Source organism: Hydrogenophaga sp. (assembly GCF_041913525.1).
Classification (GTDB): Bacteria; Pseudomonadota; Gammaproteobacteria; order Burkholderiales; family Burkholderiaceae_C; genus Hydrogenophaga.
Window position 1 is genome coordinate 32161 of the sequence record NZ_JAYSFD010000010.1, and the last position, 24501, is coordinate 56661.

General features: G+C 69.4%; 21 protein-coding genes. 17 read left to right on the plus strand and 4 right to left on the minus strand.

The window, feature by feature from the left end; genetic code table 11:
• The first annotated feature begins 1 nt into the window (after position 1).
• The 14 genes from ACE3RQ_RS13085 to ACE3RQ_RS13150 all read left to right on the plus strand — a co-directional run bounded on the left by ACE3RQ_RS13085 (position 2) and on the right by ACE3RQ_RS13150 (position 12994).
• Entirely contained in the window at positions 2 to 511 is a 510-nt protein-coding gene (locus ACE3RQ_RS13085; protein WP_374522466.1) for a DinB family protein, read from the plus strand.
• A complete protein-coding gene (locus ACE3RQ_RS13090) occupies positions 508 to 1305 on the plus strand; it encodes an enoyl-CoA hydratase/isomerase family protein (RefSeq protein ID WP_374522467.1) in 798 nt (265 codons plus the stop codon). Before ACE3RQ_RS13085 ends, ACE3RQ_RS13090 begins: the two co-directional genes overlap by 4 nt.
• A 7-nt stretch (positions 1306 to 1312) precedes the next feature.
• Complete coding sequence (bioA, locus tag ACE3RQ_RS13095) at positions 1313 to 2632, plus strand: adenosylmethionine--8-amino-7-oxononanoate transaminase (RefSeq protein ID WP_374522468.1); 1320 nt, start codon at positions 1313 to 1315, stop codon at positions 2630 to 2632.
• Positions 2622 to 3869 (plus strand): 8-amino-7-oxononanoate synthase, encoded by a 1248-nt coding sequence (locus ACE3RQ_RS13100; RefSeq protein WP_374522469.1) that lies wholly within the window; start codon positions 2622 to 2624, stop codon positions 3867 to 3869. Before bioA ends, ACE3RQ_RS13100 begins: the two co-directional genes overlap by 11 nt.
• Complete coding sequence (gene bioD, locus ACE3RQ_RS13105) at positions 3866 to 4618, plus strand: dethiobiotin synthase (protein ID WP_374522470.1); 753 nt, start codon at positions 3866 to 3868, stop codon at positions 4616 to 4618. The genes ACE3RQ_RS13100 and bioD overlap by 4 nt, the downstream gene beginning before the upstream one ends.
• 2 nt (positions 4619 to 4620) lie before the next feature.
• Positions 4621 to 5667 carry a biotin synthase BioB gene (bioB, locus tag ACE3RQ_RS13110; RefSeq protein ID WP_374522579.1) on the plus strand — a complete coding sequence of 349 codons (1047 nt, stop codon included), beginning with the start codon at positions 4621 to 4623 and terminating at the stop codon, positions 5665 to 5667.
• Between the two features lie 29 nt (positions 5668 to 5696).
• Positions 5697 to 7697: an acetyl-CoA carboxylase biotin carboxylase subunit gene (locus ACE3RQ_RS13115; protein ID WP_374522471.1), complete on the plus strand. Its 2001-nt coding sequence runs from the start codon at positions 5697 to 5699 to the stop codon at positions 7695 to 7697.
• A gap of 39 nt (positions 7698 to 7736) precedes the next feature.
• Positions 7737 to 8657: a 2-hydroxyacid dehydrogenase gene (locus ACE3RQ_RS13120; protein WP_374522472.1), complete on the plus strand. Its 921-nt coding sequence runs from the start codon at positions 7737 to 7739 to the stop codon at positions 8655 to 8657.
• A gap of 144 nt (positions 8658 to 8801) precedes the next feature.
• Positions 8802 to 9794: an Abi family protein gene (locus ACE3RQ_RS13125; RefSeq protein WP_374522473.1), complete on the plus strand. Its 993-nt coding sequence runs from the start codon at positions 8802 to 8804 to the stop codon at positions 9792 to 9794.
• A gap of 113 nt (positions 9795 to 9907) precedes the next feature.
• Positions 9908 to 10825 carry a hydroxymethylglutaryl-CoA lyase gene (locus ACE3RQ_RS13130; protein ID WP_374522474.1) on the plus strand — a complete coding sequence of 306 codons (918 nt, stop codon included), beginning with the start codon at positions 9908 to 9910 and terminating at the stop codon, positions 10823 to 10825.
• Between the two features lie 70 nt (positions 10826 to 10895).
• The gene (locus ACE3RQ_RS13135) at positions 10896 to 11537 is read left to right on the plus strand and encodes a LysE family transporter (protein WP_374522475.1); all 642 of its coding nucleotides are present in this window, start codon (positions 10896 to 10898) and stop codon (positions 11535 to 11537) included.
• A 30-nt stretch (positions 11538 to 11567) separates the two neighbouring features.
• Positions 11568 to 12077, plus strand: coding sequence for a YbaK/EbsC family protein (locus ACE3RQ_RS13140; RefSeq protein WP_374522476.1), 510 nt, complete (start codon positions 11568 to 11570; stop codon positions 12075 to 12077).
• A gap of 6 nt (positions 12078 to 12083) precedes the next feature.
• Complete coding sequence (locus ACE3RQ_RS13145; protein WP_374522477.1) at positions 12084 to 12326, plus strand: DUF1289 domain-containing protein; 243 nt, start codon at positions 12084 to 12086, stop codon at positions 12324 to 12326.
• Positions 12323 to 12994: a 2-hydroxychromene-2-carboxylate isomerase gene (locus ACE3RQ_RS13150; protein WP_374522478.1), complete on the plus strand. Its 672-nt coding sequence runs from the start codon at positions 12323 to 12325 to the stop codon at positions 12992 to 12994. The genes ACE3RQ_RS13145 and ACE3RQ_RS13150 overlap by 4 nt, the downstream gene beginning before the upstream one ends.
• Before the next feature lie 6 nt (positions 12995 to 13000).
• Here the strand turns inward: ACE3RQ_RS13150 and ACE3RQ_RS13155 are convergent, their stop codons facing one another.
• The 3 genes from ACE3RQ_RS13155 to ACE3RQ_RS13165 form a co-directional block, all read right to left on the minus strand.
• Entirely contained in the window at positions 13001 to 14800 is a 1800-nt protein-coding gene (locus ACE3RQ_RS13155) for a hypothetical protein (RefSeq protein ID WP_374522479.1), read from the minus strand.
• A 364-nt stretch (positions 14801 to 15164) separates the two neighbouring features.
• Positions 15165 to 17039 (minus strand): hypothetical protein, encoded by a 1875-nt coding sequence (locus ACE3RQ_RS13160; protein ID WP_374522480.1) that lies wholly within the window; start codon positions 17037 to 17039, stop codon positions 15165 to 15167.
• Positions 17040 to 17180: 141 nt separating this feature from the next.
• Positions 17181 to 18251 carry a substrate-binding domain-containing protein gene (locus ACE3RQ_RS13165; RefSeq protein ID WP_374522481.1) on the minus strand — a complete coding sequence of 357 codons (1071 nt, stop codon included), beginning with the start codon at positions 18249 to 18251 and terminating at the stop codon, positions 17181 to 17183.
• A gap of 92 nt (positions 18252 to 18343) precedes the next feature.
• On the opposite strand from ACE3RQ_RS13165, the gene ACE3RQ_RS13170 reads away from it, so the two are divergent.
• From ACE3RQ_RS13170 to ACE3RQ_RS13180, 3 genes are read left to right on the plus strand one after another with little or no spacing between them, the layout of a single operon-like run.
• A complete protein-coding gene (locus ACE3RQ_RS13170; RefSeq protein WP_374522482.1) occupies positions 18344 to 20071 on the plus strand; it encodes an NADH-ubiquinone oxidoreductase-F iron-sulfur binding region domain-containing protein in 1728 nt (575 codons plus the stop codon).
• The gene (gene fdhF, locus ACE3RQ_RS13175; RefSeq protein ID WP_374522483.1) at positions 20068 to 22881 is read left to right on the plus strand and encodes a formate dehydrogenase subunit alpha; all 2814 of its coding nucleotides are present in this window, start codon (positions 20068 to 20070) and stop codon (positions 22879 to 22881) included. Before ACE3RQ_RS13170 ends, fdhF begins: the two co-directional genes overlap by 4 nt.
• A gap of 57 nt (positions 22882 to 22938) precedes the next feature.
• Complete coding sequence (locus tag ACE3RQ_RS13180) at positions 22939 to 23373, plus strand: universal stress protein (RefSeq protein WP_374522484.1); 435 nt, start codon at positions 22939 to 22941, stop codon at positions 23371 to 23373.
• 18 nt (positions 23374 to 23391) lie between these two features.
• On the opposite strand, the gene ACE3RQ_RS13185 is transcribed toward ACE3RQ_RS13180, so the two are convergent.
• Positions 23392 to 24279 (minus strand): hypothetical protein, encoded by an 888-nt coding sequence (locus ACE3RQ_RS13185; protein ID WP_374522485.1) that lies wholly within the window; start codon positions 24277 to 24279, stop codon positions 23392 to 23394.
• Between the last annotated feature and the right edge of the window lie 222 nt (positions 24280 to 24501).

A 24501-nucleotide genomic window follows, 5' to 3' on the forward strand; every position in this document is an offset into this window, starting at 1 on the left:
CATGAGCCCGCACGCGCACTTTGCTCAACTGGCCCGCTACAACGTGTGGGCCACGCGCCGCCTGATCGACGCGGTGGCCGCGCTGCCCGAGGCCGACTACCGCCGAGACGGCGGCCTGTTCTTCAAGAGCATTCACGGCACGCTCAACCACCTGCTGGTGGGCGAGCACATGCTGTGGTACCCGCGCTTTGCCAAGGGCGTGTCGCCCAAGGTGGCGCTCGACGCCGAGGTCGAGCCCGACCGCGACCGCCTGGGCCAGGCGCTCAAGGGCGGTGCGGCCAACTGGCTGCCGCTGATCGCGTCGTGGCCCGCCGAGCGCTTCGACGGCCATCTCACCTACACCAACATGCGCGGCCAGGCGGTGCAACTGCCCATCGCCGCCACGCTGGCCCACGTGTTCAACCACGGCACGCACCACCGCGGCCAGGTCACGGCCGCGCTCACCGCGCTCGGCCAGCCCTGCCCTGAGCTGGACCTGGTGTACCTGTTGCAAGAGGAGTCCAAGGCATGACCACCACCCCGAGCCCATCGCTGACCGTGTCGGTTCAAGACCGCGTCGCCCGCATCACGCTCACCCGCCCCGAGGTGCGCAACGCCTTCAACGATGAGGTCATCGCCCAGCTCACCGAGGCCTTCAGCGCCGTGGGCGAGCGCGATGACGTGCGCGCCGTGGTGCTGGCCGCCGAGGGCCCGGCCTTCTGCGCAGGCGCCGACCTGAACTGGATGCGCCGCATGGCCGACTACACGCGCGAAGAAAACCTGGCCGACGCCGCCGCGCTGGCCGACATGCTGCGCGCCATTTACGAATGCCCGCACCCCACCGTGGCCCGCGTGCAAGGCCACGCCTTCGCGGGTGGCATGGGCCTGGTGGCGGCCTGCGACATCGCGGTGAGCGTGGACAGCGCCACCTACTGCCTGAGCGAGGTCAAGATCGGCCTGATCCCGGCCACCATCAGCCCCTACGTGATTCGCGCCATGGGCCCGCGCGCGGCGCACCGCTACAGCCTCACCGCCGAGGTGTTCAGCGCCGCCGAGGCGCACCGCATTGGCTTCGTGCATGAGGTGGTGGGCGCCGACGCCCTCGACGCCAAGGTGGACGACATCGTGCGCGCCCTGGTGAACGCCAGCCCGGCGGCTGTGCGCGCCTGCAAGCGCCTGGTGCAAGACGTGGCCGAGCGCGAGATCAGCGATTCGCTGGTGAACGACACCGTGCGCGGCATTGCCGACATTCGCGTCAGCCCTGAGGGGCGCGAGGGCGTGCAGGCCTTCCTGAACAAGCGCAAGCCGTCCTGGGTGCAAGGCTGAGCCCCGCATGAACGCGCGCGCCCCACTGGACACGGCCGACTGGTCGCGCCGCAGCCTCGCGGCCGTCTGGCACCCGTGCACGCAAATGGCGCGGGCGGCGCAACAGCCGCCGCTGTCCATCGCGCGCGGAGAGGGGCCTTGGCTCTATGACCACGCCGGGCGCCGTTACTTCGACGCCATCAGCTCCTGGTGGGTGAACCTGTTCGGCCACGCCGACGAAGGCCTGGCCGAGGCCATCGCCACCCAGGCCCGCACCCTGCCGCACGTGATGCTGGCCGGCTGCACCCACGAGCCGGCCGTGCGCCTGGCCGAGCGCCTGGGCGCGCGCACCGGCGGCGCGCTGGGCCACGTGTCTTTTGGCAGCGATGGCGCCAGTGCGGTGGAGATCGCGCTCAAACAGAGCTTTCACAGTTGGCGCAACCTGGGCCAGGAGGCCAAGCGCCACTTCGCCTGCCTGCGCCACGGCTACCACGGCGAAACCATCGGGGCGCTGGCCGTGACCGACGTGGCCGTGTTCCGCGACGCGTACGACCCGCTGCTCATGCGATCGCACACGGTGGAGTCGCCCGACAGCCGCCTGGGCAACGAGGCGCAGGCCATCGAGGCCCTGCGCGAGCTGCTGGCGCAGCGCCACGGTGAGATCGCCGCGCTCATTGTTGAGCCGCTGGTGCAGGGCGCGGCCGGCATGGTGATGCACTCGCCGGCCTACCTGCGCGCGGTGCGCGCCCTGTGCCGCGAGTTCGGCGTGCACCTGATCGCTGACGAAATCGCCGTGGGCTGCGGTCGCACCGGGCGCTTCTTCGCCTGGGAACACACCGAGCCGGCCGGCGCCGCCGACTGGCCCGACTTTCTGCTGCTGTCCAAGGGCATCACCGGTGGCACGCTGCCGCTGTCGCTGGTGCTCACCACCGACGCGGTGTTCCAGGCCTTCTGGTCCGACGACACGGCCCGGGGCTTTCTGCACTCGCACTCGTACACCGGCAACGCCCTGGCCTGTGCCGCCGCCAACGCCGTGCTCGACCGCTTCGATGCTGGCCAGCTCGACGCCAACGCCGCACAGGCCCAGTGGCTGGCCGATGCCTTCGCGCCCCTGGCGCAAGACGGCCGCGTGGCGCACCTGCGCCAGCGCGGCACCATCCTCGCCTTCGACGTGCCCGCCGCCATGCCCGGGTTCGCCGAGCGCTTTCACCTCGCGGGCCGCGCGCGTGAGCTGCTGATCCGACCGATCGGCCGCAGCGTCTATCTGATGCCGCCTTATGTGATCGACCCGACCATTGCCCTGTGGCTGGCCGCGTCGGTCAAGGACACCTTAGACGATGTGGTTTGAACACCTGAACTCCGAATTGGCCCGTCGAGAGGCGGCCCAGCTCACTCGCCGCCTGCGCGTGGCCACCAGCGGCACCGCGCCGCACCAGCGCGTGCTCGGCGCCGACGGGCGCGAGCGCGAGCTGCTCATGTTCTGCAGCAACGACTACCTGGGCCTGGCGGCGCACCCGACCATCGCCCACGCCCTGGTCGAGGGCGCCCGCCAGTGGGGTGGTGGCTCGGGCGCTTCGCCCCTGGTCAGCGGCCACACCGCCGCGCACGAGGCGGTGGCGCAGTGGCTGGGCGATGCCTACGCCCCCCACATTCCGCAGGCGCGGGCGCTGGGTTTCTGCACCGGCTACATGGCCAACCTGGGCGTGGTCACCGCCTTGGGCGACGCCGAGGCCGAACTGTTTTGCGACCGCCTCAACCACGCCTCGCTCATCGACGGCGCGCGCCTGGCCCGCGCCCGTGTGCAGCTCTACCCGCACGCCGACACCGCCGCCCTGGACGCGCTGCTGGCCGCCAGCGCGGCGCGGCGCAAGCTCATCGTCACCGACAGCGTCTTCAGCATGGACGGTGACGTGGCCCCCCTGGCCGAACTGCTGGCCCTGGCCGAGCGGCACGACGCCTTGCTGCTGGTGGACGAGGCCCATGGCCTGGGCGTGCTGGGCCAGCGCGGCCTGGGCGCCATCGAGGCCGCCGGCCTGCGCAGCGAGCGCCTGGTGCTGGTGGGCACCCTGGGCAAGGCCGCGGGCGTGGCCGGTGCCTTCGTGGTGGCGCATGGGCCGGTGCTGGAGTACCTGCTGCAGACCGCGCGCAACTACATCTTTTCCACCGCTTCGCCGCCCGCGCTGGAGCACGCGGTGCTGGCCGGTCTGCGCCTGATCGCCGGCAGCGAAGGCGTGCAGCGGCGCGCGGCCCTGCGTGAGCGCATCGCCCAGTGGCGCGAGGGCGTGCGGGCCGTGCTGGCGCAGCACCCCGAGCTGCCCTGGCGCCTGCTCGAATCGCCCACCCCGGTGCAGGCCCTGGTGCTGGGCGACAACGCCGCGGCCATGCGCCTGTCGGCCGCGCTGGAGGCGCAGGGCCTGCGGGTGCCCGGCATTCGCCCACCCACCGTGCCCGAGGGCAGCGCCCGCCTGCGCGTCACCCTGTGCGCCACGCACAGCGCGGCCGATGTGAGCCGCCTGGTGGCCGCCTTGGCCCTCGCGGCCCAGACGCTGGGCGTCTCGGGCCGGTGTCAGGAGCTGGCGGCATGAAGGGCCTGTTTGTCACCGGTACCGACACCGAGATCGGCAAGACCCTGGTCACCGCCGCGCTCACCGTGGCCTTGCAGCAAGCCGGCGCCCGGGTGGCGCCCATCAAATCGGTGGCGGCCGGCCAGGTGTTCGACGACGCCACTGGCCGCTGGCTCAACGAAGACGTGGCCCTGCTGCACGCCGCGCAATCGCTGGGCATGCGCCCCGAGCAGGTGGGGCCGATGCAGTTCCGAGAGCCCTGCGCACCGCACATTGCCGCGCGTCTGGAAGGCCGCACCATCGCGCGCGAACCGCTGCTGGCGGCCATCGCCCGCAGCGCCGCCATGGGCGACTGGGCCCTGGTCGAGGGCGTGGGCGGCTTTCGCGTGCCGTTGGGCGCCGGCTGGGACACGGCCGATCTGGCCCAGGGCCTGGGCTTGCCGGTGCTGCTGGTGGTGGGCCTGCGCCTGGGCTGCCTCAACCACGCGCTGCTCACCGCTGAGGCCATCCGCGCGCGTGGCCTGCGACTGGCGGGTTGGGTGGCCAACACCGTCGACCCCGACATGCCACACGCAGCGGATAACCTCTGCGCCCTGCAGGTGGGCTTGCGCGCTCCCTGCTGGGGCTATCTGCCCCGTTTGCGCGATGCCTGCGCGGCCTCTGCCGCCCGGCATTTTTCTCTCTCGTCGGCGGAGTTGCTGCAGCTGCTGCGCGACGCCCAGCCCGCGCTGGCGCCGACGGAAACCGCCGATCTCACTGCATTCCCATGACCATGAAGCCAAGCCCCAACCAGATCCAGTCGCTCACGCCCAGCCTCGACGCGCAGCGCCGCAACGCCACGCCCTGGACGGTGGACGCCGTGGCCGCCTTGTTCGAGTTGCCCTTCAATGACCTGATGTTCCGCGCCCAGCAGGTGCACCGCGAGCACTTCGATCCCAACGCCGTGCAGCTCTCCACCCTGCTGTCCATCAAGACCGGGGGCTGCGAAGAAGACTGCAAGTACTGCCCGCAATCGGCCCACTTCGACACCGGCCTGAAGGCCGAGAAGCTGCTGCCGCTGCAAGAGGTGCTGGAAGCCGCGCGCGCCGCCAAGGCCAGCGGCGCCACCCGCTTCTGCATGGGCGCGGCCTGGCGCAGCCCCAAAGAGCGCCATCTGCAGGCCATTGGCGAAATGATTGCCGAGGTCAAGGCCATGGGCCTGGAGACCTGCCTCACCGCCGGCATGCTGGGCGACGGCCAGGCCGAGCAACTGCAAGAGGCCGGGCTCGATTACTACAACCACAACCTCGACACCTCGCCCGAGTTCTACGGCCAGATCATCACCACCCGCACCTACCAAGACCGCCTGGACACGCTCGACCGCGTGCGCAGCGCCGGCCTGAAGGTGTGCTCGGGCGGCATCGTGGGCATGGGCGAGACGCGCCGCCAGCGCGCTGGCCTCATCGTGCAGCTGGCCAACATGGGCCCCTACCCCGAGAGCGTGCCCATCAACAACCTGGTGCAGGTCGAAGGCACGCCGCTGGCCGGCACCGAGGCCCTGGACCCGTTCGAGTTCGTGCGCACCATCGCCGTGGCGCGCATCTGCATGCCGCGCGCCATGGTGCGCCTCTCCGCCGGGCGCGAGGAGATGCCCGAGTCGCTGCAGGCCCTGTGCTTCATGGCCGGCGCCAACAGCATGTTCTATGGCGACAAGCTGCTCACCACCAGCAACCCGCAGGCCGCCAAAGACCGCGCCCTGCTGGACCGCCTGGGCATGCGCTGCGCCAGCGAAGCCGACCTCGGCCACGAACAGGCACCAGACCCCACCCCCTGCCACTGATCCCCATCGATTCCACCGGAGACCCCGCCATGTTCACCAAGATCCTCATTGCCAACCGCGGCGAGATTGCCTGCCGCGTGGCCGCCACTGCCCGCCGCCTGGGCATCAAGACCGTGGCGGTCTACTCAGACGCCGACGCCCGCGCCAAGCACGTCGCGGCCTGCGATGAGTCGGTGCACATCGGCGGCAGCGCCCCGCGCGACAGCTACCTGCGCTGGGAACGCATCATCGAGGCGGCCAAGGCCACGGGCGCCCAGGCCATCCACCCTGGCTACGGCTTCCTCAGCGAAAACGAGGCCTTCGCCAACGCCTGCGCCGAGGCCGGCCTGGTGTTCATCGGCCCGCCGGCCTCGGCCATCCTGGCCATGGGCCTGAAGGCCGAGTCGAAGCAGCTCATGGAGAAAGCCGGCGTGCCCCTGGTGCCCGGCTACCACGGCAGCGACCAAGACCCGGTGATGCTCAAGCACGAGGCCGACCGCATCGGCTACCCGGTGCTCATCAAGGCCAGCGCGGGCGGCGGCGGCAAGGGCATGCGCGCGGTCTACAAGCCCGAGGAATTCGCCGATGCCCTGGCCAGTTGCCAGCGCGAGGCGCGCAACAGCTTTGGCAGCGACGCGGTGCTGATCGAAAAGTACGTGCAGCGACCGCGCCACATCGAGATTCAGGTGTTCGGTGACACGCAAGGCAATTGCGTGTACCTCTTCGAGCGCGACTGCTCGGTGCAGCGCCGCCACCAGAAGGTGCTGGAAGAGGCCCCGGCCCCCGGCATGACGCCCGAGATGCGCCAGCAGATGGGCCTGGCCGCCGTGGCCGCCGCCAAGGCGGTGAACTACGTGGGCGCCGGCACAGTGGAGTTCATCGTGGAGCAGCCGCCCGAGGGCGGCATGCGCTTCTACTTCATGGAGATGAACACCCGCCTGCAGGTGGAGCACCCGGTGACCGAGGCCATCACCGGCCTCGATCTGGTGGAGTGGCAACTGCGCGTGGCCGCCGGCCAGCCGCTGCCGCTCACGCAAGAGCAACTGCACTTCAGCGGCCACGCCATCGAGGCCCGCATCTGCGCCGAAAACCCCGACAAGCAGTTCCTGCCCGCCACCGGCTCACTGCAGGTTTACCGCAAGCCCACCCACGTGGCCTTCGAGCGCGGCGCGGTGCGCTTTGACGACGGCGTGCGCGAGAGCGACGCCATCAGCCCCTTCTACGACTCGATGGTGGCCAAGCTCATCGTGCACGGCGCCACCCGCGAAGAGGCGCTGGCCAAGCTGGACGCCGCCCTGGCCGAGACCCGCATCGTGGGCCTGGCCACCAACGTGCAGTTCCTGCGCCACGTGGTGGCCAGCCGCTCGTTCGCGCAGGCCGACCTGGACACCGCGCTCATCCCGCGTGAGGCCGAGGTGCTGTTCGACCAGGACCGCGTGGGCCGCGACACGGCGGTGGCCGCCGCCGTGGCCCAGACCCTTCTGGCCGAGCGCGCGCTGCAGGGCAACGACCCCTTCTCGCGCCGCGACGGTTTCCGCTCGCACGGCGTCACGCAGCGCCGTTTTGATTTCGAGTACCGAGGCGAGGCCGTGCAGGCCCGCCTGAGCTACGGCCGCGCCGGCGCGCTCACCCTGGCCGTGGGCGAGACCGAAGGCCCGCTGCTGATCGAGCCCGTGGCCGACGGCAGCCGCTTTGACCTGCAGTACGCCGGCCGCCGCGAGTTGGTGCAGACCTGGGCCGTAGCCGAGACGGTGCACGTGTTCACCGCGCGCGGCGCCACCCAGATCGTGGAGGTGGACGTGCTGGCCCACGCCGGCGAAACCGCTGCCGAGGGCGGGCGCCTGACCGCGCCCATGCCGGGCAAGGTGGTGTCCTTCGCCGTGAAGGCGGGCGACGCGGTGAAGAAGGGCCAGGCCCTGGCGGTGATGGAGGCCATGAAGATGGAGCACACCATCGCCGCGCCGGCCGACGGCACCGTGGCCGAGCTGCTGTACGCGCCCGGCGACCAGGTGACCGAGGGCGCCGAGCTGCTCAAGCTGGCCGCCGCCTGAGCGTCAGGCCACGGCGGGGCAGGCTGCTAAGGTTTGGGCATGCGCATCACCGTTTGCCTTTCCCAACAAAAACCCGAGCCCTGGGTGGCCGGCCTGCAGGCCGCCTTGCCCGGGGCGCAAGTCAGCGCCTGGCAGCCGGGCGACCCGCCCGCCGACTGGGCCGTGGTCTGGGCCCCGCCGCAGGCCTTCATTGACGAACAGACCGACTTGCGAGCCTTGTTCAACACCGGCGCTGGCGTGGACGCGCTGCTCAAGCTGCGCCTGCCCCCGGGCCTGCGCGTGGTGCGGCTGGACGACGCGGGCATGTCGGTGCAGATGGCCGAGTACGTGTGCCACGCCGTGATCCGCCACTTTCGCGAGTTCGACGGCTACGAGGCCGACACCCGCGAGGGCCGCTGGTCGTACCGCAAGCCGCGCAGCCGCGCCGACTGGCCCGTGGGCGTGATGGGCCTGGGCGTGCTGGGCACGCGCGTGGCCCAGGCCCTGCGGGTGTTCGACTTCCCCGTGCATGGCTGGAGCCGCAGCCCGCGCGAGGTGCCCGGCGTGGTGTGCCACGCGGGCGAGGCCGCGCTCGACGGTTTCCTGGCCTCGTGCCGCGTGCTGGTGAACCTGCTGCCGCTCACGCCGCAGACCGAGAACATCCTCAACCGCCAGACCCTGGGCCGCCTGCTGCCCGGGGGCTACCTGATCAACGTGGCGCGCGGCGCGCACCTGGTGGACGACGACCTGCTGGCCCTGCTGGACAGCGGCCACCTGGCGGGCGCCACGCTCGATGTGTTCCGCACCGAGCCGCTGCCCGCCAACCACCCCTTCTGGACCCATCCCCGCCTCACCGTCACCCCGCACACCTCGGCCCGCACCCTGCGCGATGAAAGCATCGCGCAGATCGCCGGCAAGATCGCCGCCCTGCAGCGCGGTGAACCGGTGGCCGGCGTGGTGGACCCGGTACGCGGCTACTGATTGACACAATGGCCGAATGTTTCCAATAGAAGTCACAGCGGGGATCGTGGTTGATAGGTTGCGGGAGCCAGTCGCCAAACTCACCTCATCTCAAGTTCACGAGCAGGGCAATCGCAGGTCGCACTCCTCGCTCAGGGGAATGTCATGAGTTACCCAAAGCCTTGGCTCAGTCTTGAGCAGCAACTGGACAAACTGCGATCAAGGGGCATGCTTGTCAATGATGCCGTCAAGGCGCTGAACTACCTGCACCGCATCGGCTACTACCGGCTCAGCGGCTACTGGTTTGCCTTTCGGGAGCGATCAGGTCCATGCTGCGTTTGGGATGCGCGAAACGACCGACGTCAGGGCAAGGTGGAGACGGTAGCGCTTGACACCTTTAAGCCCGGCGCCACGTTTCAGAACGCCGTTGATCTGTATGTGTTCGACAAGGAACTGCGCCTGCTGGCCATGGACGCACTGGAACGAGTGGAGATCGCGTTGCGGGTGGATGTGTCGCACACGCTTGGGCAATTGGACCCCTTCGCGTATTTGCGCGCTGATCTGTTGCACCACAAGTTCGGCCAGGAGCTGAACCGTGACAGTGGATTGACCCGGCACCACGAATGGCTGGCGAAACACGCACAGCTGATCCTGCGTTCCCGAGAGGAGTTCGTTGCCCACAACCGCACCAAATACGGATTGCCTCTGGCGATGTGGGTGGCGTGCGAGGTGTGGGACTTTGGCACCTTGTCCACCTTGTTTGGAGGCATGCGCGAGGCAGAGCAGGACGCGATCGCAGCGAAGTATGGCGTTCGAAATGGGCGGGTGTTTGCGACCTGGCTGCGCAGCCTGAACTATCTGCGCAATGTGTGTGCCCACCACAGCCGGCTTTGGAACCGCAACATCGTGGATCAGCCTAAGCTTCCTCCGGAGGCGGAGATGCCTTGGGTGGCGGGTTTTGCGGGAGATTCTCACGCCCTCGCCAGGTGCTTCTTGCTGCTGCGAATCCTCCGCCAGATGCTGGGGGTTATCAATCCCACGTCGTCCTGGCCGGCTCGCATGAAGGACCATCTGGCGACATTCCCGGAACTCGGGCATCTTGGGCTGAACCTGGCTGGCATGGGCGCGCCAGCCGGCTGGCAGGACGCATGGGCATGACAACACAACGCGCAGCAATAAAAAACCCCCAAGCAACTTGGCTGCCATGGCAGTTACGTTGAAGGGGGCCGTGTTGCTTTGAATCCTAGCAGAAAACCGCTAAAGGCAAATCGATGGCTACCAACAACATCCCTTCCCGTGTGCAACTGATCGACGTGGGCCCGCGCGACGGCCTGCAGAACGAAAAACAGCCGGTGCCGGCCGAGGTCAAGATCGGCCTGGTGCAGCGCCTGCAAGACGCTGGCCTGAAAGAGATTGAGGTGACCAGCTACGTGAGCCCCAAGTGGGTGCCGCAGATGGCCGACAACCACGAGGTCATGGCCGGTATCGCGCGCCAGGCCGGTGTGCGCTACTCGGTGCTCACGCCCAACCTCAAGGGCTACGAGGCCGCGGTGCTGGACAAGCCCGACGAGATCGTGGTGTTCGGCGCGGCCAGCGAGGCCTTCAGCCAGAAGAACATCAACTGCTCCATCGCCGAGAGCATCGAGCGCTTCGCCCCGGTGGTGCAGGCGGCCCTGGCCGCGGGCATCGCGGTGCGCGGCGCCATGAGCTGCACCGTGGGCTGCCCGTATGAGGGCGACATCGCGCCCGAGCGCGTGGCCTACCTGGCCGGGCTGATGAAGGGCATTGGCGTGCAGCGCGTGGACGTGGCCGACACCATTGGCGTGGGCACGCCGCGCCGGGTGCAGGCCGCCATCGAGGCCACGCTCCAGCACTACGACATTGACCACGTGAGCGGCCATTTCCACGACACCTACGGCCAGGCCTTGTCCAACACCTACGCCGCGCTGGAGCTGGGGGTGTGGAACTTCCAGTCGTCGGTGTCGGGCCTGGGGGGCTGCCCTTATGCCAAGGGCGCCACCGGCAACGTGGCCACCGAAGACGTGGTGTACCTGCTGCACGGCCTGGGCATCGAGACCGGCATTGACCTGAACCGCCTGGTGGACGCGGGCGCCTACATCAGCGAGCAACTGGGCCGCCCCAGCGGCTCGCGCGTGGGCCGCGCCCTGCTGGCCAAACGGGCGGGCTGATACCCGCCAGGGTGTGCGGGCCTGTGGTTGAATTCACCCTTTGACCGCTGTCGGCGGGTGAGGTGTGGCGATGGACTGGCAGGTGTGGTGGGCGTACTTTTTTGCGTCGTGGGCGATCGCCCTGTCGCCCGGCTCGGGCGCGGTGCTGTCCATGACGCATGGCCTGGCCTACGGCGTTCGCGCCGCCAGCGCCACGGTGCTGGGTTTGCAACTGGGCCTGGCGGTGATCTTGCTGGTGGCCGGCGCCGGCGTGGGCGCGGTGCTGGTGGCCTCGGCCACGGCCTTTACCGTGGTGAAGGTGGTGGGCGCGGCCTACCTGATCTGGCTGGGCATCAAGCAGTGGCGCGCGCCGGTGCAGGGGCCGGCCCCCGGCGGCGAGGCCCTGCCCGCCAAGGCCGGCGTGCCCTCGCTGCGAGAGCGCCTGGCACTGGGCTTCTTCACCAACGTCACCAACCCCAAGGGCATTGTGTTCATGGTGGCGGTGCTGCCCCAGTTCATTGACCCGACCCAACCGCTGTGGCTGCAACTGCTGGTGCTGCTGGTGACCACCATTTCGGTGGACCTGGTGGTGATGCATGGCTACGCCTTCCTGGCCTCGCGCCTGCAGCGCTGGCTGGCCACGGCCCGCGCGCGCCGCGCCCAGAACCGCGTGTTTGGCGGTGTGCTCATGCTCATGGGCGCCAGCCTCATGCTGGTCAAGCGCGGCACCTGACCCCGTTTCTTTTGTTCTGCTGCCTGCTTCATGAGTGACCTTGCCCCCGCATCGACCGCCGCCGTGCAACGCGTGACCGAGCGCCTGTCGGCCCTGGGCCACCCCCACGCCCCCACCATGCTCAGCGACGCCGCGCGCACCGCGCAGCAGGCGGCCGACACGCTGGGCGTGGCGCTGGGCCAGATCGCCAAGAGCATCATCTTTCGCCGCAAGAGCGACGAGCGCGCCGTGCTGGTGGTGACCTCGGGCGACCTGCGCGTGGACGAGAAGAAGGTGCAGGCCATCGTCTGCGCCGAGGGCGGCAAGCTCGGCCGCGCCGACGCCGACTTCGTGAAGGCCAAGACCGGCTTCTCCATTGGTGGCGTCTCGCCGCTGGCGCACGCCGAAGAGCCGGTGACGCTGATCGACGAGCGCCTGTTTCGTTTTGACGTGGTGTGGGCCGCCGCCGGCCACCCCCACGCCGTGTTTCCCCTCACGCCCGACCAGTTGCAGCGCTACACCGGCGCCCCGGTGGCCGACGTGACCCAAGCCCCAGCCTGACCTGACATGCCGCAGACCTCCGCCACTTCCGCCGATCCCCGTCCCCGTTGGGCCGACGCCCGCCGCCGCCAGCCCCAGGCCAGCGTGCCCTCGCCCTGCATTTCGGTGTGCCGACTCGACGACGCTGGCCACGCTTGCGTGGGCTGCCAGCGTTCGCTGACCGAGCTTCGCGAATGGTCGCGCATGGACGACGCGGCCAAGCGCGCCATCTGGGCCCGCATCGACCCCGAGAGTGTTGAGGCCGCATGACCGATATCCAGTTCTTCTACGACCCGATCTCGCCATACGCGCACCTGGCCTTCGAGGCCTTGCCGCAGGCGCTGAAGGGGCACAGCGTGGTGGTGCACTACCGCCCGGTGCTGTTCGCCGCCATGCTCAAGCAGCACGGACAGTTGGGGCCGGCCGAGATCGCGGGCAAGCGCGACTGGACCTACCGCCAGGTGCAGTGGCTGGCGCACACCCATGGCGTGCGCCTGGAGCTGCCGGCCGCCCATCCCTTCAACCCGCTGCCGCTCTTGCGCCTGGGCCTCTCCACCGCCACCGACGACGCCCCGGGCGAGACCAACCGCTGGGTGACCGAGCAGTTGTTCCACCACGTGTGGCACGGCGGCCAGGACGCGGTGGCCCCCGAGCGCCTGCAGGCCTTGCGCGAGCGCCTGATGGACCACATGGCCCAGCGCGGCAAGCCCTGGTTGGAGCCCGACAGCGACACGGTGAAGCAACGCCTGCGCGCCAACGCCGATGAGGCCCTGGCCCTGGGCCTGTTCGGGGTGCCCACGGTGGTGGTGCAGGGGCACGTGTTCTGGGGTTTCGATGCCCTGCCCATGCTCAGCGCCTGGCTGGCGGGCGACGCCTGGTTTGCCAGCGGCGCCTGGGAACGCGCCGCCGAGCTGCCGGCGGGTGTGCGGCGCGCCTGAGCCGCCTTAGCTGGCCAGCGGCACGTGCAGCACGCAGCAGGGCTGGTAGGTGTCGAACCAATCGTCGGTGTTCATGCGCGGGTAGGCCCCCTGTTCGCGGGAGGGCTGTGACGATTTGCCCGTGCGCCGGGCCCACAGGTGCACCGAGATGTCGAAGGCATAGCCGCTCTGGCTGGAGCCGGTGACGTACAAGGCCAGCGCCTGGTCGTTGCCCAGTGCCAGCGTGCCGTTGCCCATGGCCACGGTGTGGCGCATGGGCAGCAGGCGTTGGTGGTAGCGCTCGTGCACCAGGCCCCAGTGCGTGGCGGGCAGGGGGCAGGCGATGACGCCGCCTTGGCGTTTGCCCAACACCAGGCTCTCGATGCGCAGGGCTTGGGCCAGTGCCGTGCCGAACCGTTCACTCAGTTGTGCCTTGGCCTTGACCGACTGCAAGCCGGTGCGCAACTGCGCCAGCGACTGATCGACCCGGGTCAGCAGCTCGTGCTCAGCCGCCAGATCGCGTTTGGCGTACCCCCGCTGCATTGCAATCGCCCGCAGGTCGGCGGTCGTGCTGTTGAGCCAGGGGTCAATCAAGGCGCGCTGGCCCAGGTGGTCCGCCAGCGCGCTCAGGTCTTGCCATTCCCCCAGCAGGAACCGCGCAGAGTCGCTCAGGGCCATGGGCAGGAGCTGGGGCATGTCGCGGGCGTCGGTTTGCGAGTCCCTGGCGCCTGCGTTGTCCTCATTGGGTAGGGGGTCGGGTGGCGATTGCAACTGGACCTTGGTGACGGCGGTCCTGGAGCGAGGCGCGGTCACCGGGCCATCGATCCAGCGAACCAGCTGGTCGATGCCCCACGACTGCAGCGCTTCACGATCGGCGGGTGAGTGCTCGGCTGGCGACGCGGGCGGGCTGCCGCGCAGTGAACGGCGCAGTTGAACGGTCCATGTGTTGGTCTGGCGTCTGGCGTGTTCCTCCCAGGCCTCCATGGCTTGGCGACTGGCGGTGTCCCAGCGATCGCCCAGGCGAATGCCCGTGCGCACCGCGTCCAAGGTGTCCCTCAGCGTGCGCTCAACCAGGCTGAGAAAGGCATCCACCGCCTGCCCGACGTGCAGCGCCAGCGCGTCCTCGAATGCGCCCTGGTCATCGAGGGAAGAGGCTTTCAAGGCTTTGGCCCAGGCGTCAGGCAAGTGGACCTTCATCAGGTAGTCGCCCAACTGGGCCCAAGCGGGGTGCTGGCGGGTGGCGGCCATGGCGTCCAACTGGCGGCTCAAGGTGTTCGTTGGCAGAGAGTCCATGCGTCGGACCGTTTCTTCCCGGTCGAGGGACGACCGCGTCAGCAGCAGGTCGGCCAGGGTGGTCCGCTGCGTTTGGCTCAGGTTGCCCAGGTCGCGGCGTCGGTGGATGGCGGCAAAAGCCGGCGTTTCTGGCAGGCCGGTGATGGCGTGCAGGTCGTCGGCGGCCATGGGGGCTAGCCAGCGACAAACCACCCGGGTCCAAGCCTCGATCAACTCGGTCGGGTAGGTCTTGGCCACCACCATGGCGATGGCCTTTTGTTGCCGCCACTCGGGCCGCTGGGTGGGGATCAAGGAACAGTTGTCCCAGACCTGTGCAAAGCGCTGTATCCGGTGGACTTGCTGATCTGGTGGCAGTCGCCGGTGGATGGCCAGCGAGCGCATGGCGAATTCCTTGATGGCGGGGGGCAGGCAGGTGTTCAGCGTGCAGACGTCCTGGTACAGGGTGACGTCCCGCGAGCCTGTTTCCCCCATCCATTCGAGGGCGAGGCGACAGTCCTCTTGTGCCGTCGCCAGGTTCTGACGGGTCACCTCCATGGATGTCGAGAGGTGAGAGTGATAGGGGAGTGTGAACACCATCTGGGCGATGTCTGCCCGAAAGTGAATCGAACCGTACATGTGTGGAGCCTTTGGAGGTGAAGAAGGGGGGCGAAGCCCATGCCCAATCTCCTACGCGCCCTGCCATCAGACATGCCCGGGGCCTGACGCTTGTTTGATGAATCGATGGATGATCCGAGGCCGCGCTTGAGGCGGGTTCAGATCGGGCGACTTGATGGATCCTCAGCATTCGGACGGTGGTGAATGCCTCTTCGCCAGGCAACGGCACCTCTTGGGATGGCAGCGCGGTCAACTGGCGCACCGACACGATGCCCGTCGCGAGCGCCAGCAGAGGTTTACTTGGTCAGAGCCGTACGTGCAGCACGCAGCAGGGCTGGTAGGTGTCGAACCAGTCATCGGTGTTCATGCGCGGGTAGGCTCCCTTCTCGAGAGAAGGCTGCGAGGTTTTGCCCGCGTGCCTGGTCCACAGGTGCACCGAGATGTCGAAAGCGTAGCCGCTCTGACTTGAGCCGGTGACGTACAGCGCCAGGGCATGGTCTTGGTCAAGTACCAAGTTGCTGCCGACCATGTCCACCGTGTTGCGCAGGGGCAGCAGGCGCTGGTGGTAGCGCTGGTGAACCGAGGCCCATTGCGCCACTGGCAGGGCGCATTCGATAACGCCGCCTTGCCGCTTGCCCAGCACAAGCGCCTCTTTTCGCAGTGCCTGGGCCAGCGCCGCCTCGAATCGCTCGTCCAGTTTGGCTTGGGTTTTTGCTGCCATCAGGCGGGTTCGCAAGTTGGTCAGAGCCTCGTCCGCTCCTGACAGCAGGTTTTGGTCGCTCTCTAAGTCCCGCTGTGCGCTCGGGTCCGCGCAGGCGACGGCCTCAAGCGCCGAGGCGGTCTGGGTCAGCGAGGAATCGATAACGCTTTCTTGTTTCAGTTCGCGGGCCAGCGCGCTTAGGTCGCTCAGCTCCCCCAGCAGAAACTTCGCGCAGTCGCGCAGGGCCGTGGGCAGCAGATATGGCATGTCGCTGGCATTGACCGTGGTATCGCTGGCTTTGCCTTTGTCCTCGGCTGGACGCGACTCGGGTGCAGGTGGCTGCTTGACCTTCCTTGCGGCCGCCCTGGCGCGTGGCGCGGTCACTGGACCATCGATCCAGCGCACGAGCTGGTCTATTCCCCAGGCCTGCAGCGCCTCGCGTTGTTGGACTTTGCGCTCGTCTGGCGACTGGCTGTAGGCGCTGTACCCCGATTTGCGCAACTCGGCGGTCCAGTTGGTGGATTGCTGTCGCATCTGGTTCTGCAAGGACAGAATGGTGTTGCGGCAGGTGGTGTTCCAGCGATTGCCCATGTCAACGCCCGACCTCGCCGCGTCCATGGTGCTTCTGCACAGGCGGTCGGCGAAGGCGATGTAGTCATCGACCGCTCGGTTGCAGTACAGAGCCAGCGCTGCGACGAAGCTGTCCAGGTTGTTCGGGCCAGCGTCGCTCAAGGCTTTGGCCCAGGCGTCGGGCAAGTGGGCCTTCATCACGTAATCGCCCAAGCCACTCCAAGATGGGTGTCGTTTGGTGTCGACGAGGGCGCCGAGGTACTTTTGAAGGTTGCTGGTTGACAGCGCGGCCAGGACCTGGGCCACGCTATACCGCTCGGTAATGGGTCGAGATAACACCAGATCGACCAGCACCTTTCGGCAAGGCTGAGGCAGCTTGTCCAAGTCTGTGCGTTGGTGGAGTGCGCCCAGCGTGGACACCATTGGAAGTCCCGTGATCTCGTGCAGGGGTCGCTGGAATTGCAGCGATAGCCATTGGCAGTTGATGCAGGTCCACGGTTCGATCAGCTCCGTCGGGAGGGTCTTGGACACGAGTTCCGCAAGAAGTTGCTGTGTCCTGGACTGGGTCTGATCGGCGAACGATGGCGAGTACCTGGCCCATGCGGTGGAGAACAGCGCAACCCGTTGGGCTTGCACGTTCTGTGGCAGGCAGTAATGGATAGCCAGTGCGCTGATTGCAAAGTCTTTGTCTTCAGGCCGCAAGACGACGTTTAGGTTCATGACGTCGCTGAAGAGGTCACCGCTATCTGTCTCATGCATGCCAATCCGCCGCAGGGCATTGTCGGCGTCTTGCATCGCTGTTTTCGCTTGGCTGTTGATCAGCGTTTTTGGGGTTTGGAGATGAGAGTAGAAGGGCGGAGTTATGGCTATCTGTGAGGTTGCTGGATCAAATGAAATCGAACCGTACACGGGCAAGTCCTGTCAAAGTGGTGAAGGGGAAAAGGGTGAGGCGCCACTTTTTCATGGCTGCTCGGGCCGCGCATGCCCTTAAGCTCATGCTTGTTTGAAGAATGGATGTGGGGGCCACCCGTGGTGCTTCCCCCCTAGGCGTCAGGCGCCGAAGGCCTCGCCGATCGTCAGCAAGCGGCCGGTGTCGGCCGCCTCGTAGCCCGGCAGCGAGGCCACTTGCGAGCGCAAGGCGGCCGATTGCAGCACCGACACGATGGGCTTGAGCATGCGCTGGTGCGCCGGGTCGGCCGGCAAGGCAAAGAAGTAGCGCTCGCGCAGCAGGGGAATGAAACCCAGCCCGAACCGCGCCGCGGCCGTCTGCACACCAATGCCCACGTCGGCCATGCCGCTGGCCACGTAGGCGGCCACGGCCGCGTGGGTGAGTTCGGTGTCGTCGTAGCCCGCCACCTGGCGCGGCGCGATGCCGTGGCGCTGCAGCAGCAGGTCGGTGAGCACCCTGGTGCCCGAGCCTTCGGGTCGGTTGACAAAGCGCAGGCCGCGCCGGCGCAGGTCGGGCAGGCCACGGATGCCCAGTGGGTTGCCCGTGGCCACGAAGATGCCTTGCGTGCGCACCGCCAGTTGCACCAGCTGGTGGCTGCCCTCGCGCAGCCAAGGCAGAAAGCGCTGCGCGGCGGCCGTCTCGAACTCGCCCAGCGGCACATGAAAACCGGCCAGCTCGCAGTCGCCCTGGGCCAGCGCCGCCACCGCCTCCAGGCTGTTGCGGTAGCGCAGCTCCACCGGCACTTGGCGCGTGGCCAGGTGCTCGCGCAGGCGCTCCACCGCGAAGCCGTGGCTGGCGTGCAGGCGTGGCACCGCGCGGTCGCGCCGCTGGGTGCGGTCCAGCTCGCCCTCCACCTCGCTGGCCAGCGATTGCAGCAGCGGCTGCAGCCGGGCCGACACGCGCTGGTCGGCCCACACCAGGCGCTGGCCCACGGCGGTGAGGCTTGAGCCCTGGCCCCGGCCGCGTTGCACCAGGGGCTGTTGCAGGCGGGCTTCGGTCTGGGCGACCAGGCCCCAGGCGTGGCGGTACGACAGGCCCAGCTCGCGGGCCGCCTGCGCCAGGCTGCCCGTGGCGTGCACGGCCGACAGCAGCGCCAGCAGCGGACCGGCGTCTTGCAGTTCATCGGGCTCGCGGCCCAGGCGCCAGTGCGCAGAGAGATGGACGTGCCACATGCGGGGGAGTGGATGAAATAGGCAAACCAGATCATATTTGCCCACCGTGCCGGTGCTAGCCTGCGCGCCAGCCACCAGACCCCGGAGACCGCATGGACCCCATTGCCTGCCGCACCATTCCCTTGCGCGCCGAGCCTGCCCCGCGCCGCCCACGCGCCACGCCCAAAGGCCGGCAGGTCACGCCCCAGGCGCGCGATCGCGTGCAGGCCTTGTGCGCGGATTTGCCCGAGCGGCGCGACCTGCTCATCGAGCACCTGCACCGCCTCAACGACGCCGAGGGCGTGCTGCGCCACGGCCACCTCGCGGCTCTGGCCGAGCGCCTGCGCCTGAGCCAGGTGGAGGTGTTCGAGGTGGCCAGCTTCTACCACCACTTCACCGTGGTGGACGACCAGGCCGAGCTGCCCGCCACCGTGGTGCGCGTGTGTACCAGCCTGTCGTGCGCCATGGCGGGCGGCGAGTCGCTGCTGGCCGATCTGCAGGGCCAGCTGGGCACGCAAGCCCGGGTGGAGGCCGCGCCCTGCATGGGCCTGTGCCACGCGGCGCCAGCCGCCAGCGTGGGCCAGCGCCAGGTGCCGCAGGCCAGCGCCGAGTCGGTGCTGGGGCTGCTGGCCCGTGGCGAGACCGGCCCGCGCCCGCTGCCCGCGCCCGTTCCGCGCGACATGGCGCAGTTGCGCCGCCTGCTCTCAGGCGAGCTGAGCGCCGACGCGGTGCTGGCCGAGCTGAAGGCATCGGCCTTGCGCGGCCTGGGCGGCGCCGGCTTTCCGGCCTGGCGCAAGTGGGAGACGGTGCGCGCCCAGCCCGGCCCGCGTCACCTGGTGGTGAACATCGACGAAGGCGAGGTGGGCACCTTCAAAGACTGGGCCGTGCTCACCGACCCGCAGGCCGGCGCGCTGCAAATGCTCGAAGGCGCGCTGATCGCCGCGCAGGTGGTGGGCGCTGAGTGCGTGTGGCTCTACCTGCGCGACGAGTACCACGACGCCCGCCAGCACCTGGCGCAGGCCTTGGGCATGGCGCGCGAGGCGCTGGCCGAGCTGCAGCAGGCATTTCCGGCCTTCCAGCCGCCCGCCATCGAACTGCGCCGGGGCGCGGGCGCCTACATCTGCGGCGAAGAGTCGGCGCTGATCGAGTCGATTGAGGGCAAGCGCGGCCTGCCGCGCCTGAAGCCGCCCATCGTGGCCCTGCACGGCGTGTTCGGCCAGCCCACGCTGGCGCACAACCTGGAATCGCTGTGGTGGGTGCCCGTGGTCCTGGCGCGCGGCGGCGCCTGGCTGGCCGTGCAGGGCCGGCGCGGGCGCAGCGGCCTGCGGCGCTTCTCGGTGTCGGGCCGCGTGCGCCGGCCCGGCGTGTACCTGGCGCCGGCCGGCATCACGCTCAACGAGCTGGTGCAGGAACACGCCGGCGGCCTGTGTGAGGGGCACACGCTCTACGCCTACCTGCCCGGTGGGGCCTCGGGCGGCATCTTGCCGGCCTCGCTGGCCGACGTGCCGCTGGACTTCGACACCCTGGCCGAGCACGGCTGCTTCGTGGGCTCGATGGCGGTGGTGGTGCTCAGCCAGCACGACCGCGCGCGAGACGCGGCGCTCAACCTGATGCGCTTTTTCGAGCACGAATCGTGCGGCCAATGCACGCCCTGCCGCGCCGGCTCCGCCCGCGCGGTGCAGCTCTTGCAGGCCCCAGTGTGGGACGCGCCCTTGCTGGGCGAACTGTCGCAGGTGATGCGCGACGCCAGCATCTGCGGCCTGGGCCAGGCCGCGCCCAACCCGGTGGACTCGGTGCTGCGTTTCTTTCCCCATGAAGTGACCGAAGGAGGTGCCGCATGAAGCCGCACGACCTGCCCCCCGACGCCGCGCCCATCGCCTTCACGCTGGACGGCCAGCCCCAGGAAGCGCGCCCCGGCGAGACCCTGCTGCAAGTGGCCCAGCGCGTGGGCGTGGTCCTGCCGCACCTGTGCCACCAGGAACGCCTGGGCAGCCCCGGCAACTGCCGCGCCTGCGTGGTCGAGATCCAGGGCGAGCGCGTGCTGGCCCCTTCGTGCTGCCGCGCACCGCAGCCCGGCATGGTGGTGCACACCGCCAGCGATCGCGCCACGTCGACGCGGCGCACCGTGCTGGAGCTGTTGCTGGCCGACGCGCCCGACACCTCCATGCGCAAACACGACAGCGAGCTGGCCCATTGGGCCGGCGTGGCCGGCGCCAGGGCGGGGCGTTTCCCCGGCCGGCCCGCCGCTGGGCAAGACCTTTCGCACCCGGCCATGGCCGTGAACCTGGACGCCTGCATCCAGTGCACCCGCTGTGTCCGCGCCTGCCGCGACGTGCAGGGCAACGACGTGCTGGGCCTGGCCTTTCGCGGTGGGCACGCGCAGATCGTGTTCGACCAGGCCGACCCCATGGGCCAGAGCACCTGCGTGGCCTGCGGCGAGTGCGTGCAGGCCTGCCCCACCGGCGCCATCGCCCCGGCCAATGGGGCCTTTGCCCAGCCCGCCACCGAGCAGGTGGACTCGGTCTGCCCCTTCTGTGGCGTGGGCTGCCAGTTGCGCTACCACGTGAGCGAGGGCCGCATCCAGCACGTGGAGGGCATCGCCGGCCCGGCCAACGACTCGCGCCTGTGCGTGAAGGGCCGCTTCGGCTTTGACTACGCCCACAGCCCCGAGCGCCTCACCCGCCCGCTGATCCGCCGCGCCGATGCGCCCAAAGACCCGCTGGCCGTGCAGCACCGCGACTGGCGCGAGCTGTTCCGCGAGGCCAGCTGGGACGAGGCGCTCGACGCCGCCGCCGCTGGCCTGCGCCGCGCGCGCGATGCCTACCCCGGCCAGGGCCGGGCCAGCCCGGTGGCCGGCTTCGGCTCGGCCAAGGGCACCAACGAAGAGGCCTACCTGTTCCAGAAGCTCATCCGCAGCGCCTTCGCCACCCACAACGTGGACCACTGCACCCGCCTGTGCCACGCCTCCAGCGTGGCCGCGCTGATGGAAGGCCTGGGCTCTGCGGTGGTGAGCAACCCGCTGCGCGACGTGGCGCACGCCGACTTCGTGCTGCTGATCGGCGCCAACCCGGCGCAAAACCACCCCGTGGGCGCGAGCTGGATCAAGAACGCCGTGCGCCAGGGCACGAAGCTGGTGCTGGCCGACCCGCGCCGCACCGAGCTGGCCCGCCACGCCTGGCGCCACCTGGGTTTTCAGCCCGGCACCGACGTGGCCTTGCTCAACGCCATGCTGCACGTGATCGTGCAAGAGGGCCTGACCGACCCGGCCTACATCGCGGCCCACACGCGCGACTTCGAGGCCATTCGTGACCACGCCGCCGACTTCTCGCCCGAGGCCATGGCGCCGGTGTGCGGCATCGCGCCGGCCACCATTCGCGAGGTGGCGCGCGCCTACGCCCAGGCCAAGGCGGCCATGATTCTGTGGGGCATGGGCGTGAGCCAGCACACCCACGGCACCGACAACGCGCGCTGCCTGATCGCCCTGGCCCTGGTCACCGGCCAGATCGGCCGCCCTGGCACCGGCCTGCACCCGCTGCGCGGCCAGAACAACGTGCAAGGCGCCAGCGACGCCGGCCTGATTCCCATGGTCTTGCCCGACTACCAGCGCGTGGACGACGCGGCTGCCCGCCAGCGCGCCGAGGCGCTGTGGGGCCTGCCCGCCGGCAGCCTGGGCGCCGAGCCCGGCCTGACGGTGGTGGAAATCATGCAGGCGGCGCAGGCGGGGCGCGTGCGCGCCATGCTCATCCAGGGCGAGAACCCGGCCATGAGCGACCCCGACGCGGCCCACGCCCGCGAGGCCCTGGCCCGGCTCGACCACCTGGTGGTGCAAGACATCTTCCTCACCGAAACCGCCGCCCTGGCCGACGTGGTGCTGCCCGCCACCGCCTGGCCCGAGAAGACCGGCAGCGTCACCAACACCGACCGCTGCGTGCAGCTCGGCCGCCGCGCCGTGCCCGCGCCAGGCGAGGCCCGCGCCGACGCCTGGATCACCGAGCAGCTGGCCCGCCGCCTGGGCCTGCCCTGGGCCTATGGCGTGGCGCCCGACGGCAGCGCCAGCACCGACGCCACGCAGGGCATTGGCGCGGTGTACGAGGAAATGCGCGCCCTCATGCCCAGCATCCGGGGGCTGTCATGGGCCCGCCTGTGGCGCGAAGGCGCCGTGACCTACCCGGTGGCCGACGAGACCGACCCGGGCCACGCGGTGGTGTTCACCGATGGCTTTCCCACGCCCGATGGGCGGGCCCGCCTGGTGCCCGTGGCGCTGCGCCCGCCGGCCGAGCAGCCCGATGCCGAGTACCCGCTGGTGCTCATCACCGGCCGGCAACTGGAGCACTGGCACACCGGCAGCATGACGCGGCGCAGCGTCACGCTGGACGCGCTGGAGCCCGGCCCGGTGCTCAGCCTGCACCCGGCCACCGCCGCGCGGCTGGGCCTGGTGGCGGGCGCGCAGGCTTGCGTGCGCTCGCGCCGGGGCGAGGTGTGCCTGCCGGTGCGGGTGGACGAGGGCATGCCGGCGAACACGGCCTTCATTCCCTTTGCCTACGCCGAGGCGGCGGCCAACCTGCTCACCAACCCAGCGCTCGATCCGCTGGGCAAGATTGCCGAACTCAAGTACTGTGCGGTGGCTGTCCGGCCCGCCGGCCCGGATTGACTTGTCTCAAACCCGATTGCACGCAACCCGCCTAGCATTCGACACAGGAGGTACCCCATGTTCAAGAAAATTCTGGTTCCCACCGATGGCTCCGAACTGGCCCTGCGCGCCGCTGGCGTGGCCGCCGATCTGGCCAAGACCCATGGTGCCGAGGTGGTGGGCGTGTACGTGATCGACCCCTTCCCCTACATCGGCATCGGCGAGGCCTCCGCCGTGGGCCTGCAGGCTTACCTGGCCGAGGCCCAGCGCGCCGCCGGCACGGCCCTGGAGGCCATCAAGGCTGCCTGCCAGGCGCAGGGCGTGGCCTTCGCGGGCGACACCATTGAGCGCAACGTGGTGTACGAGGGCATTCTGGAAACCGCCAAGGCCGAGGGCTGCGACCTGATCGTGATGGCCTCGCATGGCCGCCAGGGCGTGAAGGCCCTGGTGCTGGGCAGCGTGGCGCAAAAGGTGCTCACCTACTCGCCGGTGCCGGTGATGGTGGTGAAGTAAGCGCTGCGGGCGCCTGCCTCACAGTTCGTCGGGGGGCGGCAACACCTTGATGTCCAGCGTCTCCTCAGGCCCGAAGCGCCGCTTGAAGCCCACCTGCCGCACGCGGTAACCCAGGGCCTGCCACAGGCGGGCCACCGCGTCCCATTGCTCGGGGGTTCGCACGCCGAATCGCACCGAGCCGTTGTTGATCTGCACCGTGTCCTCGCTCAGGAACCACACTTCGCCGGCGGCCAGGGCGCGGGCGCTGAGGTTGCTGTGCAGCACCATGCCGCGCGGGTTGGCCGTGGCCGTGCGCTCCAGCACGATGTTGATGCCGCGCGCGTCCACGGTGAACAGGTACTTGTTCGGGCGCACGTCGTAAGGGCTGATGACCACGTCCTGAAAGCGGCCCTCGCCGATGGCGCGCGATTGCACGCCGTGCTCGGGGCCAATGGGGGTGGTGTCGTTGACCTCGCCAGAGGTGCGCGGCGCCATGGTGGGCCAGAGCCCTTCGTTGATGTACCAGCTGCCTTCGCCTTCATGGGCTCGGGCAATGAAGCGGGCGGGCAGGCCTTCTTCCGTAATGGTGGGCCACTGCCCCGTCACCCGCAGTTGCGTGCCCAGCGGCAGCCAGACCTGGCGCGCGGGCAGGGCTTGTTCGCTGAAGGCGCTCATGTCCGCGCCACTGCCTTGCACCACCAGGTGGGCGTTGGCGTGCTTGTCGATGGCACTGCAGCAGGCATGCGCGAGTGGGCGAAGGGTATTGAGGAGGCCAGAAATGCCATAGCGATCCAGGGCCAGGGCGGCGTTGATCATGGTCAGGGTGTCGGGTGTGTTCACCGCATCGAACAGCGCCAGCAGGTCGTCGCTGTCCAGGGCGCTGGCCTGGTCGGCCGCCTGCCGCCGTGCGGCCGACAGCTCGGCCATGGGGCGACCCAGCTCCACCCCGCAGGCGCTCAACGCCGCCGGTGCAATGGCCGACGCCAGCAGGTACTGCGCGGGGGCGGCTCGCCCAGCAGCAGCGTTTTGGTGCGTTCGCTCAGGCTGGGGCCGTACGCATAAGCGGGCGGGACCGATGGGCTGCGCATCAAAAGGGTGCGTGTGGAGGCGCCAGAGGCAATCGCGTAGGAGGCTGCAGGGGTCATGTGA

What these genes read in the sequence shown, in the direction of transcription:
- ACE3RQ_RS13085 (WP_374522466.1), top strand. Translation starts at nt 2, where the DNA reads ATGAGCCCGCACGCGCACTTTGCTCAACTGGCCCGCTACAACGTGTGG.
- ACE3RQ_RS13090 (WP_374522467.1), top strand. Translation starts at nt 508, where the DNA reads ATGACCACCACCCCGAGCCCATCGCTGACCGTGTCGGTTCAAGACCGC.
- bioA (WP_374522468.1), top strand. Translation starts at nt 1,313, where the DNA reads ATGAACGCGCGCGCCCCACTGGACACGGCCGACTGGTCGCGCCGCAGC.
- ACE3RQ_RS13100 (WP_374522469.1), top strand. Translation starts at nt 2,622, where the DNA reads ATGTGGTTTGAACACCTGAACTCCGAATTGGCCCGTCGAGAGGCGGCC.
- bioD (WP_374522470.1), top strand. Translation starts at nt 3,866, where the DNA reads ATGAAGGGCCTGTTTGTCACCGGTACCGACACCGAGATCGGCAAGACC.
- bioB (WP_374522579.1), top strand. Translation starts at nt 4,621, where the DNA reads ATGAAGCCAAGCCCCAACCAGATCCAGTCGCTCACGCCCAGCCTCGAC.
- ACE3RQ_RS13115 (WP_374522471.1), top strand. Translation starts at nt 5,697, where the DNA reads ATGTTCACCAAGATCCTCATTGCCAACCGCGGCGAGATTGCCTGCCGC.
- ACE3RQ_RS13120 (WP_374522472.1), top strand. Translation starts at nt 7,737, where the DNA reads ATGCGCATCACCGTTTGCCTTTCCCAACAAAAACCCGAGCCCTGGGTG.
- ACE3RQ_RS13125 (WP_374522473.1), top strand. Translation starts at nt 8,802, where the DNA reads ATGAGTTACCCAAAGCCTTGGCTCAGTCTTGAGCAGCAACTGGACAAA.
- ACE3RQ_RS13130 (WP_374522474.1), top strand. Translation starts at nt 9,908, where the DNA reads ATGGCTACCAACAACATCCCTTCCCGTGTGCAACTGATCGACGTGGGC.
- ACE3RQ_RS13135 (WP_374522475.1), top strand. Translation starts at nt 10,896, where the DNA reads ATGGACTGGCAGGTGTGGTGGGCGTACTTTTTTGCGTCGTGGGCGATC.
- ACE3RQ_RS13140 (WP_374522476.1), top strand. Translation starts at nt 11,568, where the DNA reads ATGAGTGACCTTGCCCCCGCATCGACCGCCGCCGTGCAACGCGTGACC.
- ACE3RQ_RS13145 (WP_374522477.1), top strand. Translation starts at nt 12,084, where the DNA reads ATGCCGCAGACCTCCGCCACTTCCGCCGATCCCCGTCCCCGTTGGGCC.
- ACE3RQ_RS13150 (WP_374522478.1), top strand. Translation starts at nt 12,323, where the DNA reads ATGACCGATATCCAGTTCTTCTACGACCCGATCTCGCCATACGCGCAC.
- ACE3RQ_RS13155 (WP_374522479.1), bottom strand. Translation starts at nt 14,800, where the DNA reads ATGGAGGTGACCCGTCAGAACCTGGCGACGGCACAAGAGGACTGTCGC.
- ACE3RQ_RS13165 (WP_374522481.1), bottom strand. Translation starts at nt 18,251, where the DNA reads ATGTGGCACGTCCATCTCTCTGCGCACTGGCGCCTGGGCCGCGAGCCC.
- ACE3RQ_RS13170 (WP_374522482.1), top strand. Translation starts at nt 18,344, where the DNA reads ATGGACCCCATTGCCTGCCGCACCATTCCCTTGCGCGCCGAGCCTGCC.
- fdhF (WP_374522483.1), top strand. Translation starts at nt 20,068, where the DNA reads ATGAAGCCGCACGACCTGCCCCCCGACGCCGCGCCCATCGCCTTCACG.
- ACE3RQ_RS13180 (WP_374522484.1), top strand. Translation starts at nt 22,939, where the DNA reads ATGTTCAAGAAAATTCTGGTTCCCACCGATGGCTCCGAACTGGCCCTG.
- ACE3RQ_RS13185 (WP_374522485.1), bottom strand. Translation starts at nt 24,279, where the DNA reads ATGGCCGAGCTGTCGGCCGCACGGCGGCAGGCGGCCGACCAGGCCAGC.